This is a genomic window from Streptomyces sp. SS7, assembly GCF_037993025.1.
Taxonomy (GTDB): Bacteria; Actinomycetota; Actinomycetes; order Streptomycetales; family Streptomycetaceae; genus Streptomyces.
The window spans coordinates 607,174-622,819 of record NZ_CP141223.1 but is presented as its reverse complement, the minus strand read 5'-3'; the positions used below and the strand labels follow the sequence as shown (position 1 = coordinate 622,819).

14 protein-coding genes are annotated in these 15,646 nt (G+C 71.5%); 9 read left to right on the top strand and 5 right to left on the bottom strand.

What is annotated here, in order from left to right; all coding sequences use genetic code 11:
- The first annotated feature begins 102 nt into the window (after positions 1 to 102).
- Positions 103 to 1,971 (top strand): cellulase family glycosylhydrolase, encoded by a 1,869-nt coding sequence (locus U5640_RS02825; RefSeq protein WP_340374210.1) that lies wholly within the window; start codon positions 103 to 105, stop codon positions 1,969 to 1,971.
- A gap of 95 nt (positions 1,972 to 2,066) precedes the next feature.
- Here U5640_RS02825 and U5640_RS02820 read toward each other — a convergent pair whose 3' ends face one another.
- On the bottom strand, positions 2,067 to 3,311 hold the full coding sequence (locus U5640_RS02820; protein ID WP_340374209.1) for a YncE family protein: 1,245 nt from the start codon (positions 3,309 to 3,311) through the stop codon (positions 2,067 to 2,069).
- A 189-nt stretch (positions 3,312 to 3,500) separates the two neighbouring features.
- On the opposite strand from U5640_RS02820, the gene U5640_RS02815 reads away from it, so the two are divergent.
- On the top strand, positions 3,501 to 4,196 hold the full coding sequence (locus tag U5640_RS02815) for a TetR/AcrR family transcriptional regulator (RefSeq protein ID WP_340374208.1): 696 nt from the start codon (positions 3,501 to 3,503) through the stop codon (positions 4,194 to 4,196).
- 346 nt (positions 4,197 to 4,542) lie between these two features.
- Here U5640_RS02815 and U5640_RS02810 read toward each other — a convergent pair whose 3' ends face one another.
- Positions 4,543 to 5,757, bottom strand: coding sequence for a glycosyltransferase (locus U5640_RS02810; protein WP_340384899.1), 1,215 nt, complete (start codon positions 5,755 to 5,757; stop codon positions 4,543 to 4,545).
- A 259-nt stretch (positions 5,758 to 6,016) separates the two neighbouring features.
- On the opposite strand from U5640_RS02810, the gene U5640_RS02805 reads away from it, so the two are divergent.
- Positions 6,017 to 7,975 (top strand): ricin-type beta-trefoil lectin domain protein, encoded by a 1,959-nt coding sequence (locus U5640_RS02805; protein ID WP_340374207.1) that lies wholly within the window; start codon positions 6,017 to 6,019, stop codon positions 7,973 to 7,975.
- Between the two features lie 264 nt (positions 7,976 to 8,239).
- On the opposite strand, the gene U5640_RS02800 is transcribed toward U5640_RS02805, so the two are convergent.
- Positions 8,240 to 8,608, bottom strand: a complete 369-nt coding sequence (locus U5640_RS02800; RefSeq protein ID WP_340374206.1) for a nuclear transport factor 2 family protein — start codon at positions 8,606 to 8,608, stop codon at positions 8,240 to 8,242.
- Between the two features lie 172 nt (positions 8,609 to 8,780).
- Between U5640_RS02800 and U5640_RS02795 the strand changes: the two genes are divergently transcribed.
- Positions 8,781 to 9,077 (top strand): hypothetical protein, encoded by a 297-nt coding sequence (locus U5640_RS02795; protein WP_340374205.1) that lies wholly within the window; start codon positions 8,781 to 8,783, stop codon positions 9,075 to 9,077.
- A gap of 79 nt (positions 9,078 to 9,156) precedes the next feature.
- Here U5640_RS02795 and U5640_RS02790 read toward each other — a convergent pair whose 3' ends face one another.
- Positions 9,157 to 10,911, bottom strand: a complete 1,755-nt coding sequence (locus U5640_RS02790; protein WP_340374204.1) for an ABC transporter ATP-binding protein — start codon at positions 10,909 to 10,911, stop codon at positions 9,157 to 9,159.
- A gap of 159 nt (positions 10,912 to 11,070) precedes the next feature.
- On the opposite strand from U5640_RS02790, the gene U5640_RS02785 reads away from it, so the two are divergent.
- From U5640_RS02785 to U5640_RS02770, 4 genes are all read left to right on the top strand, one after another.
- Entirely contained in the window at positions 11,071 to 12,156 is a 1,086-nt protein-coding gene (locus U5640_RS02785) for an S-(hydroxymethyl)mycothiol dehydrogenase (RefSeq protein WP_340374203.1), read from the top strand.
- Positions 12,156 to 12,785: an MBL fold metallo-hydrolase gene (locus tag U5640_RS02780; protein WP_340374202.1), complete on the top strand. Its 630-nt coding sequence runs from the start codon at positions 12,156 to 12,158 to the stop codon at positions 12,783 to 12,785. The genes U5640_RS02785 and U5640_RS02780 overlap by 1 nt, the downstream gene beginning before the upstream one ends.
- A gap of 57 nt (positions 12,786 to 12,842) precedes the next feature.
- Positions 12,843 to 13,223 carry a DUF4180 domain-containing protein gene (locus tag U5640_RS02775; RefSeq protein ID WP_340374201.1) on the top strand — a complete coding sequence of 127 codons (381 nt, stop codon included), beginning with the start codon at positions 12,843 to 12,845 and terminating at the stop codon, positions 13,221 to 13,223.
- A 102-nt stretch (positions 13,224 to 13,325) separates the two neighbouring features.
- On the top strand, positions 13,326 to 14,252 hold the full coding sequence (locus U5640_RS02770; protein ID WP_340374200.1) for an SDR family oxidoreductase: 927 nt from the start codon (positions 13,326 to 13,328) through the stop codon (positions 14,250 to 14,252).
- A gap of 4 nt (positions 14,253 to 14,256) precedes the next feature.
- Here the strand turns inward: U5640_RS02770 and U5640_RS02765 are convergent, their stop codons facing one another.
- Positions 14,257 to 14,793, bottom strand: a complete 537-nt coding sequence (locus tag U5640_RS02765; protein ID WP_340374199.1) for a hypothetical protein — start codon at positions 14,791 to 14,793, stop codon at positions 14,257 to 14,259.
- 133 nt (positions 14,794 to 14,926) lie between these two features.
- On the opposite strand from U5640_RS02765, the gene U5640_RS02760 reads away from it, so the two are divergent.
- A complete protein-coding gene (locus U5640_RS02760; RefSeq protein WP_340374198.1) occupies positions 14,927 to 15,622 on the top strand; it encodes a L,D-transpeptidase in 696 nt (231 codons plus the stop codon).
- Positions 15,623 to 15,646: the final 24 nt, after the last annotated feature.

The window sequence follows — 15,646 nt, the reverse complement described above, 5'->3', positions numbered from 1 at the left end:
CCCTCGGCGGTGCGCGAGAGGCGCCAGAGGTGAACAATGTTCAACCTTACTCGTGAGTCAGATGTATTGACGGTGTCCGGAAAGCGCCCGACTGTAGTGGACATGCCGAATGTCCGGGCACGTCTGCTCGCTGTTCTGGTTGTCCTCTGCGGACTCTGCGGTTTCCTGACGGCGGCGGGCACGCCCGCCGCCGCGGCCACCGTCCCCGACTCCCTCCCGTTCGACGGCACGGCGCTCACCGTGTCGAACGGCCGCTTCGTCGACGCGAACGGCCGTGAGGTGGTACTGCGTGGCTACAACGTCTCCGGTGAGACGAAACTCGCCGAGAACAAGGGCCTGCCCTTCGCCTCGGTCGCCGACGCCAGGAAGTCGGCGACGGCCCTGCGCGCCCTCGGCGGCGGCAACGCCGTGCGCTTCCTGCTCTCCTGGGCCTACGCCGAACCGGTGAAGGGCCAGGTCGACACCGCCTATCTGGCCTCCGCCACCGCCCAGATGCAGGCCTTCCTCGACACGGGCATCCGGGTGTACCCCGACTTCCACCAGGACCTGTACTCCCGCCATCTGTTCAACTCGGGCAGCTGGTACACCGGCGACGGCGCCCCCGCCTGGGCGGTCGCGCTCGGCGGCTACCCCACCGAGTCCTGCGGGATCTGCTTCGTGTGGGGCCAGAACATCACCCAGAACAACGCGGTGAAGAAGGCCCAGTACGACTTCTGGCACAACGCCTACGGCCTCCAGGACTACTTCCTGGCCACCGCCCAGAAGACCATGGCCTACATCAAGGCGAACCTCACGACCGAGGAGTTCACCGGCGTCCTGGGCTTCGACCCCTACAACGAGCCCTACGCCGGCACCTATGACTCCGGCCAGGCCAGCCGCACCTGGGAACGCGACCTGCTGTGGCCCTTCTACGTGAAGTTCCGGGCCCGGATGGACGCGGCCGGCTGGACCGACAAGCCCGCCCTCGTCGAGCCGAACCTCTTCTGGAACGGCAACGTCAGCAAGGAGGAGGGCGGCCTCCTCGACGCCGGCGCGATCGGCTCCCGGTACGTCTTCAACACCCACTTCTACGACCAGAAGGCGATCTCCGGGATCCTGATGTGGGGCAACGCCTCGGACGGCCAGTACGTCGGCGACTTCGGCACGGTCCGCGACCGCGCCTCGGCCCTCGGGACGACGGCGATGGTCAGCGAGTTCGGCCACCCCCTCAACGGCAGCACCGCCGGCAAGGCGCCCACCGTCCTGAAGGCGATGTACCAGGCCCTCGACTCACGGGTGAAGGGCGCCAACTGGTGGACGACCCCGGCCGCTTCGGGACCGGTCCTGTCCGGTTCGCAGTGGCAGTGGGACATCTACAACGGGCGGCACCGCGAGCTGATGAACGGCAACGCCGACAAGGTGATGACCTCCGGCGACGCCTGGAACGACGAGGACCTCTCGGCCGTACGCCTGGACGACAGCGGTGTCGCGACGCTCCGTCAGGACGCCCGCCTCCTCGACCGGGTGTACCCGAGCGCCACCTCGGGCTCCACCGTCGCCTTCACCTACGAGGACCGCTCCCGGGACGGCTCCACCACGCTCACCTGGAACCCGGTTCCCAGCAGCCTGCCGAACGTGGCCTCGCTGGTCGGTTCCGGCCAGTACGGCGTGCTGGTGTGGCGGTCCAACGGCGGCACCGCGCCGACCGAACTGCATCTGCCCGCCTCCTTCCCGACCGCGTCCACCACGGTCGTCTCCGATCTGGGCACGGTGTACGGCCCTCCGGCTTACTCCTCCTCGACGGGCTCGACGAGGATCGGTGCCGCCGTGGAACCCGGTGGGACGGGCAGCCGACGACTGCTGCTCAGCGCCGCCGACTCCGGTGTCCTGCACTACGCACTGGTGACGAACGGCGCGACCGCGCCGTCCGCGACCCTGCTGGCCGCCGCGCGCGGTGAACTGGCCGCGTGGGTGGCCTCGAAGATCGGATAGGCGCGAGAGCACGACACGCGAGAGCACGACACCGTGCCACAGCGCGCGAAGGAGGGGGCGGGCGCCGGGCGCCCGCCCCCTCCGGTGCCGCCCGATCAGCTGCCGGTGCCCGTCCAGTCGGCCGCGACATGGCCGAGCCGCACCCGCTGCGGGTGGTCGCCCACCGGGATCGACAGGACCTTCTTGCCGGTGGCGAAGTCGATCGCCGTGACCTGGTCGGCGCCGCTCTCGGAGATCACGCAGTCCTTGCCGTCGCCGCTGACCGTGGCCCAGTACGGCTTGGACGCGGTGACCAGGGGCCCCTCCTGGAGGGTGCTGCGGTTGACGACCGTCGCGTAGTCGTCCATGGTGCCGGCGACGCACAGCTTGCTGCCGTCCGGGCTCATCGACAGACCGTGGTGGCGGGAGTCGTTGACGAACGTGGTGCGGTCGTCGCTCGTCGCCGGGTTCTTCGGCAGGGTCTTGGTGCGGGTGATGCTGTCGCTGGCGAGGTCGTACTCGAAGAAGCCGTTGAAGAACGACACCTGGAAGTAGAGCTTGGACTCGTCGGGCGAGAACACCGCCGGGCGCACCGCGTCGGAGTAGTCGGTGAGGCCGATCGCGTCCAGTCTCTGCCGCATGTCGATGATCTTGACCTGCTTGTAGGTGGTCGCGTCGACGACCGTGATGCGCCGGTCGCCCTTCGTCCAGTCCAGCCACGGGGCGTCGAGACTGGTGTTCACATCACCGATCGCCATGTTGTAGATGTACTTGCCGTCCTTGGTGAAGATGTTCTCGTGCGGCTTGTCGCCGGTGGCGAACGACCCCACCTGCTTGCCCGTGTTGATGTCCAGCACGTGCACGGTGTTGGCGGTCGACGCGGAGACCGCGACCCGGGTGCCGTCGGGGGAGACGGCCATGTGGTCGGAGCGGTAACCGGACACCGGGAAGCGCCAGTTGATGGCACCGGTGGAGAGGTTGATGGAGACCACGTCGGCGAAGCTGGGGCGCGAGACGACCACGGACTTCCCGTCCGGCGTGGAGTACATGTCGTCCACGAACTGGTCGTGGCCCTCGCCGACGCCGTTGCGGATGGCCGTGAAGTAGATCCACTTGATCGGATCGGCGTTGATCTCCGCCATCCGCGCGTCCTTGTCGGGGATCACATTGATCCGGCCGACCTTCGCGAAGTCACCGGTGGACTTGATGACGTCCGCGGTGCCCTCCCAGTTGTTGCCGACGAACATCACCTCGCGCAGTGCGGCGCCGGACGCGGCCTGGGCCGTGGTCGCGGGGGCGGTGACGGACAGGACGAGGGCGGCGGCTACGGCACAGAGGTGCCCGGGCCTGAAGGCGGCCATGAGTGCTCACTCCTCCGGAGTGGGGAAACGGGTGGGGCAGGGCTGAGCGGCTCGAAGAAGCGCAAATCTGAACACGGCTGCGTTCAGAATGTACTTACTGGAAAGTAAGGAAGGGGTGCCCTTCGCCACAAGACTCCGTGCACGACAAAATTGGCGACGGGGGAGCACGGAGCGACTCGGGAGGGTGCAGTGACGGGCAGGCTCAGGGCGCCGACCGGCCGGTACGGCGGCAGGACCGCGGCCGAACGGCAGGCGGAGCGGCGCGGCAGGTTCCTCGACGCGGCGCTGAAACTGTTCGGGGGCACCCCCGGCTACCGCGGGACGACGGTCGCGGCGCTCAGCGAGGCCGCGGGGCTGTCGACGCGGCAGTTCTACGAGGAGTTCCGCACCCTCGAGGACGTCCTCGCGGTGCTCCACCTCCAGGTCAACGACTGGGCGGAGGAGGCGGTCGTGGCCGCCTTCGCGGCGGCGGAGGGCCTGCCGCTGGCCGAGCGGGTCACGGCGATCTTCCGCGCCTACGCCGCCGACGTCACCTCGGATCCGAGCCGGATCCGGATCACCTTCGTCGAGATCGTGGGCATCAGCCCGCGTCTGGAGGAGCAGCGCCTGGCCCGCCGTGCCCGCTGGATCGAGCTGATCTGCGCCGAGGCCACGGCCGCCGTCGAACGCGGCGAGGCGGCCCCCCGCGACTACCGCCTCTCGGCCGCGGCCTTCATCGGCAGCGTCAACGGCCTCCTCCACGACTGGAGCGCCGGCTGGGTCGACGCCACCCTGGACGAGGTGGTCGACGAACTGGTCCGCCAGCTCCTGGGCATCCTGCAACCACCGGGATGGCTGCCGCAGGGCCCCCAGGCCCCGCCCACAGGCCCACGCCGGCCCGACTGAACACCGCCCATCTCCCGGACACGTGTTGCCGGGCCTGGCCGCTGTGGCTGGTTCTCGCCCTTGCCCGGCTCCGGCCGACCCTCACACCTTCAGCACCGCGACCGGCCACCGGACCGCACTCACTCCAGCCGACCGTGCCGGACTCTTGGGCTTCGCCGGCCCCGGTCGGTTCCCGGGTCTCGCTCGCTCCGGGCGGTCCTCGGGCTCGTCTGTTCTGCCGCCCGGCGGGTCTTCCCCGCCCCGGTCGGTCCCCTGGTTCCGCTCGCTCCGGTCGGCTGCTCAGGCCCTCGCCGCTCCAGTCGGACCCCGGCCGTCAGCCCCCGAGCCGCTCACCCCGGCTGCCCGGTCACCGTAGGCGGGACACCGCCTGCACCGCTCGTCCTGTGCCGTCCTCCGCGCGTACCCGGGTGCCCAGTTCCCTTGCTCGCTCGGTGTACCGGGGGTCGCGGGTGGCGTCGGCGAGGGCAGCGGCCAGGGTTTCGGCGGTGAGCCGGCGCAGGGGGACGGCCCGGGGGGCCACCCCCGCCGTCACGAGGCGGTCGGCCCAGAAGGCCTCGTCGAACTGGATCGGGACCGGTACGGCCGGGACGCCCGCGCGGACCCCGGCCGCCGTGGTGCCCGCGCCGCAGTGGTGGACCACCGCGGCCGTCTCGGGGAAGAGCAGGGAGTGCGGGACCTCGTCGACGGTCAGCAGGTCGTCGCCGTCGGCCGTGAGGCCCGCCCAGCCGCGCTGGATCACCCCGCGCAGCCCCGCCAGCCGCAGCCCCCGTACGATCTCGGCGCTCAGCCGCTGAGGATCGGGCACCGTCGCGCTGCCCAGGCCGACGAAGACCGGCGGCGGCCCCGCGTCCAGGAACTCCCGCAGGGCCTCAGGGAGTTGACGATCCCGGTCGTACGGCCACCAGTAGCCGGTGATGTCGAGCCCCGGGCGCCAGTCGCGCGGCCGGGGCACCAGGAGGGGGCTGAAACCGTGCAGCACCGGGGTGAACCGGTGCCCGCGCGAGCGCGGACCCCTGGCCGGCAGACCGAGCCGGGCGCGGACGGCGGGCAGGACCGGGGCGAAGACCCGGTCGACGGCCCGTTGGACACCGTGCCCGGCGAGACGGTTGCCGAGGGCGCCCCAGGAGCCGCCGCCGAGCAGGGGCGGGGCGAACTCCCGGGTGGGCGCGACGGGCTGGAGGTGGAGACCGAGGATCGGCAGGGAGAGCCCCTCGGCGATGGTCCGCGCCAGGGGCTCGAGCGGGGCGGCCGCCAGCAGGGCGTCGGCCGTGTGCGCGGCGGTCAGGAGATCGTCGGTCATGTCGCCGACCACCGCCCGCGCCAGCCGGACCGCCCGCAGCAGCTTGCCCGCCCCGCTGGAGCTGTCGTGCAGGCCCCGGCCGCGCTCCGACTCCAGCTCGGCCCGCGGGTCGACCGGCAGCGGATGGAAGCCCACCCCGGAGCCGGTCACGAGCGCTGCGAACCGCTCATGGGTGACCAGGGTGACCTCGTGGCCCGCGCGCACCAGGGCGTGCCCCAGACCGGTGAAGGGGGCGACATCGCCCCGGGAGCCCGCCGTCATGATCGCCACTCGCACGTCGGACAGTATGGCGGCGGCAGGGGCGCGGTGGGGCCAACGACCCGAAGCGGAACGTCACTTCATCCCGCAGGCCGGTCACCTCACGCTCGTTGAGACCGGTCACACCGTTTTCCTTGAGACCGGTCACATGACTTCTGTCGCAGCCGTTGACTTGCCCCTCCGGCGGCTCTACTTTCGGGCGCGCAGCCGTTCGGTTAGCCGATCCTCGTTCGAGATGTCGAATCCCCCTCGGAGTCGCCGCATGTATCCCCCTCCGCGTCCCAGCCTCCTCAGACGCTGCAGAACCGCAGCCGTGCGCCTCCTCGCCCTGGCGCTGACCGCGACCGCCGCCCTGGTGTTCGCCGCTCCCGCCCCCGCGCAGGCGGCGACGGCCCGTCAGATCGCGGTGCCCACGGCCCCGATGGGCTGGGCGTCCTGGAACAGCTTCGCCGCGAAGATCGACTACAGCGTCATCAAGGGACAGGTCGACGCGTTCGTGGGGGCGGGCCTGCCGGCGGCCGGATACCAGTACGTCAACATCGACGAGGGCTGGTGGCAGGGCACCCGCGACAGCGCCGGCAACATCACCGTCGACGAGTCCGAGTGGCCCGGCGGGATGAGCGCCATCGCCGACTACATCCACAGCAAGGGCCTCAAAGCCGGCATCTACACGGACGCCGGCAAGGACGGCTGCGGCTACTACTACCCGACCGGCCGCCCCGCCGCCCCGGGCAGCGGCAGTGAGGGCCACTACGCCCAGGACATGCTCCAGTTCTCGAAGTGGGGCTTCGACTTCGTGAAGGTCGACTGGTGCGGCGGTGACGCCGAGGGCCTCGACCCGCAGACGACGTACACCGCCATCAGCGACGCGGTCGCCCGGGCGAGCGCCACCACGGGCCGCCCGCTCACCCTCTCCGTCTGCAACTGGGGCTACGGCAACCCCTGGAACTGGGCCCCGGGCCTGGCCCCGATGTACCGGACCAGCACCGACATCATCTTCTACGGCAACTCGCCGTCCATGACGAACCTGCTGTCCAACTTCGACCAGGGCCTGCACCCGCTCGCCCAGCACACCGGCTACTACAACGACCCGGACATGCTGATGGTCGGCATGAGCGGCTTCACCGCCGCGCAGAACCGCACCCACATGAACCTCTGGGCCGTCTCCGGCGCCCCGCTGCTGGCCGGCAACGACCTCACCACCATGACCGCCGAGACCGCCGACATCCTCAAGAACCCCGAGGTCATCGCCGTCGACCAGGACGCGCGCGGACTCCAGGGCGTCAAGGTCGCCGAGGACACCACCGGCCTCCAGGTGTACGGCAAGGTCCTCGCCGGCACCGGCAAGCGGGCCGTCGTCCTGCTCAACCGGACCTCCGCCGCCGCGAACATCACCGTCCGCTGGTCCGACCTGGGGCTGACCGGTGCCTCGGCGACCGTGCGCGACCTGTGGTCCCGGTCGGACGTCGGCTCGTACAGCACGAGTTACACCCAGAGCGTTCCGGCGGGCGGCTCGGTGATGCTCACCGTCTCCGGCGGCACCGAGGCCTCCGGCAGCACCTACACCGGTACGTCGAGCTTCTCCGGTGTGACCGCGGGCGCCACCGGCACCAAGATCGTGGACGTCGCCTACACCAACACCGCCTCGACGCCGAGGACCGCGACCCTCAAGGTCAACGGCCAGGGCGCCACCACGGTCTCCTTCCCGCCGACCGGCTCCGGCCAGGGCACGGTCAGCCTCCTGGTGGGCCTGTCCAAGGGCTCGGCCAACACACTGGCCTTCAGCAACGCCCCGGCCCTCGCCGACATCACCGTCAGACCCCTGGCGGGCGTGAACGGCACCCAGGTCGTCGGCAAGGCGTCCAGCCGGTGCCTGGACGTCTACAACAACACCGTCACCAACGGCACGCAGGCGGAGATCTGGGACTGCAACGGCGGCCAGAACCAGTCCTGGACGTACACCTCCCGCAAGGAACTCGTGGTGTACGGCAACAAGTGCCTGGACGCCTACAACCAGGGCACCGGCAACGGCACCAAGGTCGTCATCTGGGACTGCAACGGCCAGAACAACCAGAAGTGGAACGTCAACGGCGACGGCACGATCACCAACGTCCACGCGAACCTGTGCCTCGACGTCAACGGTGCCGCCACCGCCAACCGCTCCGTGCTGGTGCTGTGGTCGTGCAGCGGCGCCACCAACCAGGGCTGGTCGCTGAACTGACGCACCGTCCCGCGCCGGGCGTCAGCGCGTCCGGCGGCGGCGCACCGGCAGCGCGGGCCGGTGCCGGTACGGGGGTGCCGGGAGGGAGCGGGCGCGGCCGGCGGGCCGTGCCCAGGAGCGTGCGCAGCACGGCGACGGAGAGCTTCCGGCCCGCCGCCGACGCCGGCCCCGGCAGCGCGGAGCGGTGGCCGCGCGAGCGCCCCAGCCGGGCCGAGAAGGTCCAGGTCAGCCGGGAGGTGACCTGGACCCCGGCGAACTTCCTCCCTACTCGTCCCATGCCTGGATCATCATCTGGTCGACGATCTTGCCGTCCCGCAGAGTGATCATCGACTCGGAGAGGACCCGCACGCCGTCCGCGTACTCGCAGGACTCGGTGAAGGCGGCGCGGTCGCCCTGCACGATGCAGTCGTCGACCTTGTGCGCCTTGATGTCGCGGCTGTACACGTCCTGGAGCAGCTCGCCGATCTCCGCCCGGCCGTGCAGCACCCGCGGGCTGCTGGGCTGGGTGTTGCGGTCGACGATGCGCAGCTGTGCGTCGTCCGCGTAGAGGGACAGCAGATCCGAGGGGGTCGATCCCTCGACGCCCCTGCGCAGCGTGTCGGTGGAGAAGCCGGAACTTGCCGCAGTGCCCATGGTGACCTCCTTGGAGGGCCGCGGACCGTGGGGAGCCGGGCCGCCGGTCCCTCACCTTCGAGCGTCCTCCGCCCCACGGGCCTCGGCAAGCGCAGCGGCCACGGCTCCGCCTCCTGAGTGAGCCCGGTCCGCCACCCGTGTCCGCGACGGCGCCCGCGGCGTTTGTGCGGGCATGATCTCCACTCGACGCATCGCCGCAGTCGCCGCCCTCGCCGCCGGTGTCACGGGCCTCGCCGCACCCCTGGCGAACGCGGCCGACGCCCCCTCCGCCGGCCGGATCCACCCGATGGCCCTGATCGACTCGCTGGCCGCCGACGGGATGCCGGCGGAGCACCGGGCCGACCTGCCGACGGTCTCCCGCCAGCTCGCCGAACTGAACAACGTGCACCAGCTCACCAAGCTGAGCGAACTGCACCAGGTCACCGACCTCGTCGCCCCCGTCACCGGGCTGCTCCCCGCGGTCCAGTAGCCGCAGGCCCCGTGGGGCCGTCGCCCGGGCCCTCCCGCCGGGGGGCGGCCCCTTCGGCGTCGCCCCCGGGGGCCTTCCCTCACTCGGACGCCGCCAGGAACTGGGTCGCCGCCAGCTCGGCGTAGAGCGGATCGCCCGTCACCAGCTCGGCGTGCGTCCCCACCGCCCGCACCCGGCCCGCGTCCATGACGACGATCCGGTCGGCCGTCGTCACCGTCGACAGCCGGTGCGCCACGACCAGCACCGTCGTCGTCCGGGCGACATCGGCCACCGTGTCCCGCAGCGCCGCCTCGTTCACCGCGTCCAGCTGCGAGGTCGCCTCGTCGAGCAGCAGCAGCCGGGGCCGGCGCAGCAGCGCGCGGGCGATGGCCACCCGCTGCCGCTCCCCGCCGGACAGCTTCGTCCCCCGGTGTCCGACCAGCGTCTCCAGGCCCTGCGGCAGCCGGTCGGCCAGCCCGTCCAGCCGGGTCGTCTTCAGCACACGCCGTACCGTGTCCTCGTCCGCCTCCGGGTTGCCCAGCAGCAGGTTGGCGCGCAGCGAGCCCGACAGCACCGGCGCGTCCTGCTCGACGTACCCGATGGACGACCGCAGCAGCGGCAGCTCCCAGTCCCCGAGGGCGCGCCCGTCGAGGCTGATCGAGCCGGACTCGGGATCGTAGAACCGCTCGATCAGCGAGAACACCGTGGTCTTGCCCGCGCCCGACGGGCCGACGAACGCCGTCATGCCCCGCGCCGGGACGTCGAACGTCACCCCGTGGTGGACGTAGGGCAGGTCGTCGGCGTACCGGAAGCGGACGTCGGTGAAGGACAGCGAGGCCGGTTCGGCGGCGGGGGAGGGCAGCGGGGCGGGCCGGCCCACCGGCTCGGCGGGCAGCGCCAGCGCCTCCTGGATCCGGGCGAGGGCGGCCGAGCCCGTCTGGTACTGGGTGATCGCGCCCACGACCTGCTGGATCGGCGCCATCAGATAGAAGACGTACAGCAGGAACGCCACCAGGGTGCCGACACCGATCGCCCCCGTGGCGACCCGCGCCCCGCCCACCGCCAGCACCGTGATGAACGCGCTCTGCATGGCGAGCCCGGCCGTGTTCCCGGCCGCCGCCGACCACTTGGCCGCCCGCACGCTCTGCCGCCAGGACTCCTCGGCCGCCGCGTGCAGCGTCCGCTCCTCCCGGGGCTCGGCACCGGACGCCTTCACGGTGCGCAGCGCGCCCAGCACCCGCTCCAGCGAGGCCCCCATCACCCCGACCGCGTCCTGTGCCTGCCGGCTGGCCCGGTTGATCCGCGGCACGATCACCCCGAGGACCGCTCCCGCGCACAGGATCACGGCCAGGGTCACCCCCAGCAGCACCGGATCGACCAGCGCCATCATCACGACCGTCGCGGCCAGGGTGAGTCCGCCGGTGCCGAGGCCCACCAACGAGTCGGTGGTGACCTCGCGCAGCAAGGTGGTGTCGGAGGTGATCCGGGCCATCAGGTCGCCGGGCTCGGTGCGGTCAACGGCCGGGATGCGCAGCCGCAGCAGATACGAGGACAGCGCCCGTCGCGCGCCCAGCACCACGGACTCGGCGGTGCGCCGCAGCACGTACGAACCCAGCGCCCCCACCGCCGCGTTGGCGACGACCAGGCCCGTCAGAAGGAACAACGCCCCTGTGATCGGCCGGTCGTGGGACAGGTCCTCGATCAACCCCCGCGCCACGAGCGGCAGCAGCAGCCCGGTCGCCCCGGTGACCAGCGACAGCACCGCCCCCGCCAGCAGGGTCCCGCGGTGGGGCCGGACATGGTCGAGCAGCAGCCGCCACGGGGGTCGTATGCCGGCTGTCTCTGCGTTGCTCACGGGGCTCCTCGGCGCTCGGGCGGAGCCCTCAGGCTACGGCGGCGGTCGCCGGGCGCGGCCCGCAGGAGGGGTTCCGGAGCTGTCGCCCGTGCCCTGACCACTCCGTCACGCGTAGGGTCCTACCTGGGACGGATGACCGCCGAAGAAAGGGGCAACCCCATGCCGCAGCACGTACGCGGAGTGATCGCGCCGGGGAAGAACGAGCCGGTGCGGGTGGAGACGATCGTGATCCCGGACCCCGGCCCCGGCGAGGCCGTCGTACGGATCCAGGCCTGCGGGGTGTGCCACACGGACCTGCACTACCAGCAGGGCGGCATCAACGACGAGTTCCCCTTCCTGCTCGGCCACGAGGCGGCGGGTGTGGTCGAGTCCGTCGGCGAGGGCGTCACGGACGTCGCCCCGGGCGACTTCGTGATCCTCAACTGGCGTGCGGTGTGCGGCCAGTGCCGGGCCTGTCTGCGCGGGCGCCCCTGGTACTGCTTCGACACGCACAACGCCCGGCAGAAGATGACCCTCCTCGACGGTACCGAGCTGTCCCCGGCCCTCGGCATCGGAGCCTTCGCCGAGAAGACGCTCGTGGCGGCCGGACAGTGCACCAAGGTCGACCCGGCGGTGTCGCCCGCCGTGGCCGGGCTGCTCGGCTGTGGCGTGATGGCGGGCATCGGGGCCGCGATCAACACCGGCAACGTGAGCCGCGGGGACACGGTCGCCGTGATCGGCTGCGGCGGCGTCGGTGACGCGGCGATCGCCGGCGCCGACCTCGCCGGCGCGGCGCGGATCATCGCCGTCGACATCGACGACCGCAAGCTGGAGACGGCGAAGAAGATGGGCGCGACCCACACGGTCAACTCCAAGGAGAAGGACGCCGTCGAGGCGATCCGCGAGCTGACCGGCGGCTTCGGCGCGGACGTCGTCATCGAGGCGGTCGGCCGCCCGGAGACGTACCAGCAGGCCTTCTACGGCCGTGACCTGGCCGGCACGGTCGTCCTGGTCGGCGTCCCGACCCCGGAGATGAAGCTCGAACTGCCGCTCCTGGACGTCTTCGGCCGCGGCGGTGCCCTGAAGTCGTCCTGGTACGGCGACTGCCTTCCCTCCCGCGACTTCCCGATGCTGATCGACCTGCACCAGCAGGGCCGCCTCGATCTCGGCGCGTTCGTCACCGAGACGATCGCCCTCGACGAGGTGGAGCAGGCGTTCGAGCGGATGCACCACGGCGACGTGCTGCGCTCGGTGGTGGTGCTGTGATGGCCGCCCGGATCGAACGACTCGTCACCTCGGGGCAGTTCAGCCTCGACGGCGGCACCTGGGACGTCGACAACAACGTCTGGATCGTCGGCGACGACCACGAGGCGATCGTCATCGACGCCGCCCATGACGCCGCCGCCGTCGCCGCGGCCGTCGGCGACCGCCGGCTCACCGCGATCGTGTGCACCCACGCCCACAACGACCACGTCAACGCGGCCCCCGCCCTCGCCGAGCTGACCGGCGCGACCATCTGGCTGCACCCGGACGACCTGCCGCTGTGGAAGCTCACCCACCCGGACCGCGAGCCCGACGCCCATCTGGCCGACGGCCAGGTCATCGAGGCCGCCGGCGCCGACCTCACCGTCCTGCACACCCCCGGGCACGCCCCCGGCGCGGTCTGCCTGTACGACCCCGGCCTCGGTGTCCTGTTCACCGGCGACACCCTGTTCCAGGGCGGCCCCGGCGCCACCGGCCGCTCCTACTCCCACTTCCCGACGATCATCACCTCGATCCGCGAGAAGCTGCTCTCCCTCCCTCCCGACACCAAGGTGCTCACCGGCCACGGCGACGCCACGACCATCGGCGCGGAGGCACCCCACCTCCAGGAGTGGATCGCCCGCGGGCACTGACGCCGTGGCCGGGAAAGGGCGCGCGCACGGCCGTAGGACACTCCTACGATCATCCGCATGACCGACACCGCACCCACGCTCACGACCCTGCACACCACCCGCGTCCTGCGCTGTGCCCCCGAGGGGCCGGCGCTGGACGGGGAGCGCGCCGCGCTCGACCTGATCGGTGACGCGATGGGACACGACGCGGAACTGGTGGTGGTCCCCGCCGAGCGCTGCGGGGAGGAGTTCTTCCGGCTGCGGTCGGGGGTCGCGGGCGCGGTCGTGCAGAAGTTCGCGAACTACCGGCTGCGGCTGGCCGTCGTCGGTGACATCTCCCGGCACCTCGCCGACAGCTCCGCCCTCCGCGACTTCGTGTACGAGGCGAACCGGGGCCGCCAGCTCTGGTTCGTCGCCGACGAGGACGAACTCGCGGAGCGGCTGAGCCCCACCGGGTGACCGCCGGCGAACCCGCCGGAAAAGACGACAGAAGATGTCCGGCTTCCACGCGACCCTGGACCCGACACCGAGCAGCAGTCGAGGAACACGAGGAGGCCGGACATGGGGCCGGACAGGTCGGGTCCGCTGGCGGGCAGGGTCGCACTGGTGGCGGGGGCGACGAGGGGCGCCGGACGGGGCGTCGCCGTCGAGCTGGGCGCGGCCGGGGCCACCGTCTACGTGACGGGACGCACCACGCGCGACCGCCGCTCCGAGTACGACCGCCCCGAGACCCTGGAGGACACCGCCGACCTGGTCACCGAGGCCGGCGGGCGGGGCATCGCCGTCCCCACGGACCATCTCGAACCCGACCGGGTCAGGGCGCTCGTCGAACGCATCGACACCGAGCAGGGCCGGCTGGACGTCCTCGTCAACGACATCTGGGGCGCCGAGCACCTCTTCGCGTGGGACACCCCCGTGTGGGAGCACGACCTCGACGACGGACTCAGACTGCTCCGCCTCGCCGTCGAGACCCACGCGATCACCAGCCACCACGCCCTCCCGCTCCTGCTGCGGCACCCCGGGGGCCTGGTCGTGGAGATGACCGACGGCACCGCCGAGTACAACCGCGTCACCTACCGCAACAGCTTCTTCTACGACCTCGCCAAGACGTCCGTGCTGCGCATGGCGTTCTCCCTCGGGCATGAACTCGGCCCGCGCGGCGCCACCGCCGTCGCCCTCACCCCAGGCTGGATGCGCTCGGAGATCATGCTCGACGCGTTCGGCGTCACCGAGGACACCTGGCGTGACGCCCTGACCGCCGAACCCCACTTCGCGATCTCCGAGACACCCCGCTATGTCGGCCGGGCCGTCGCCGCCCTCGCCGCCGACCCGGACGTGGCACGCTTCAACGGCCGGTCCCTGTCCAGCGGCGGCCTCGCCGCCCTCTACGGTTACACCGACCTCGACGGCAGCCGCCCCGACGCCTGGCGCTACCTGGTCGAGGTCCAGGACGCGGGGAAGCCGGCGGACGTGACGGGCTACCGCTGATCCCTCATCCGCCCGAAACCGGCATCGTGGGCCAGCGCGCCGGATGCCCCGGCGGCAGCGCCAGGTCCTCGCGCACGGCCGTGTAGTAGCCCTCACGGCCGGCCCGCTGCCGTTCCAGCAGTTCCTGCCAGGCCTCGGGGTCGACGGTCCCCGCCCGCAGGAACGCCTCCATGTCCATCACCACCCGCACCCATACCCGGGCCCGGTCCACCACCTGCCGGCTGCCCAGCATGATCAGCGCCTCCCCGGCCGGGTCCCGCCCGTCGGTGGCCTCCGCCAGCAGCGGCTCGGCCTCCGCCAGGGCCATCGGGTGCGGGTGCGGGTCGTTGCCGAGGTGGGCGGCGACGCGGTACGTCAGGATCACCGACCTCTTCAACGCCTGCGCGTAGTCGAAGTACACCGACAGCCGCCGCTCCTCCCACCGCGCCGCCTGCTCCCGCCCGAACCGGGCCCGGTCGCTGCGCACGACCGCCAGATACGAACCGAGGGCACCGATCACGACCCCTATGAGCGCGGGAAGTTGCTGGACAAAACCGGACATGTGTGAACGAACTCCATTTCGTCGGCCGGGCCTACTTCACTGATTCGTCACAGCTTGCCCCGGACCACAACCACGCACCCCGCCCACCGGTCTAGGTTGTCGAGATCGCAACCGCGCCGGAAAGAGGGCACCCATGGGGGACATACGCACAAGAGGAGCCGTCGCGCTCGGGGTCACGGGGCTGCTCGCCCCGCTGACGCTCGTGCTGGGCGCCGCGCCGGCCCAGGCCGCCACCTGCACCACGCAGGCCGGGCCGTACCAGAAGCAGGTCGAGAAGTTCCTCGGCCGGCCCGTCGACGGCAGGCAGTCGGCCGCCGACTGCCGCGCCATCCAGGCGTTCCAGAACAAGCACGGCATCACGCCGAACATCGGCTACGCGGGTTCCGTCACCTGGGGCGTGATGGATCTCATGAACAAGCAGAAGGCCGTGGGCAACCACCCCAACGCAGCCGGCCGGTGCCCCACCAACAAGGGCCGGATCGCCTGCGTCAACCTCACCCTCCAGCTCAGCTGGATCCAGGACGGCAGCCGGCTCGTCTACGGCCCCGTCCCCGTCCGCACGGGCCGCAACGGGTACGAGACCCGCACCGGGCTGAAGAAGATCTACTGGCGTGACATCGACCACGTGTCCAACATCTACAACGTGCCGATGCCCTACAGCCAGTTCTTCGACGGCGGCCAGGCCTTCCACTCGGTCAACCTCAGCATGTGGAACCCGCCGGGCTCCCACGGCTGCGTCAACATGACCACGACCACCGCCAAGAAGTACTGGTCGCTGCTGAGGAACGGCGACGACGTCTTCGTCTACGGCCGCAAGCCGGGCACCTGACGGCACCCGGCCCCGGCCGGCGGG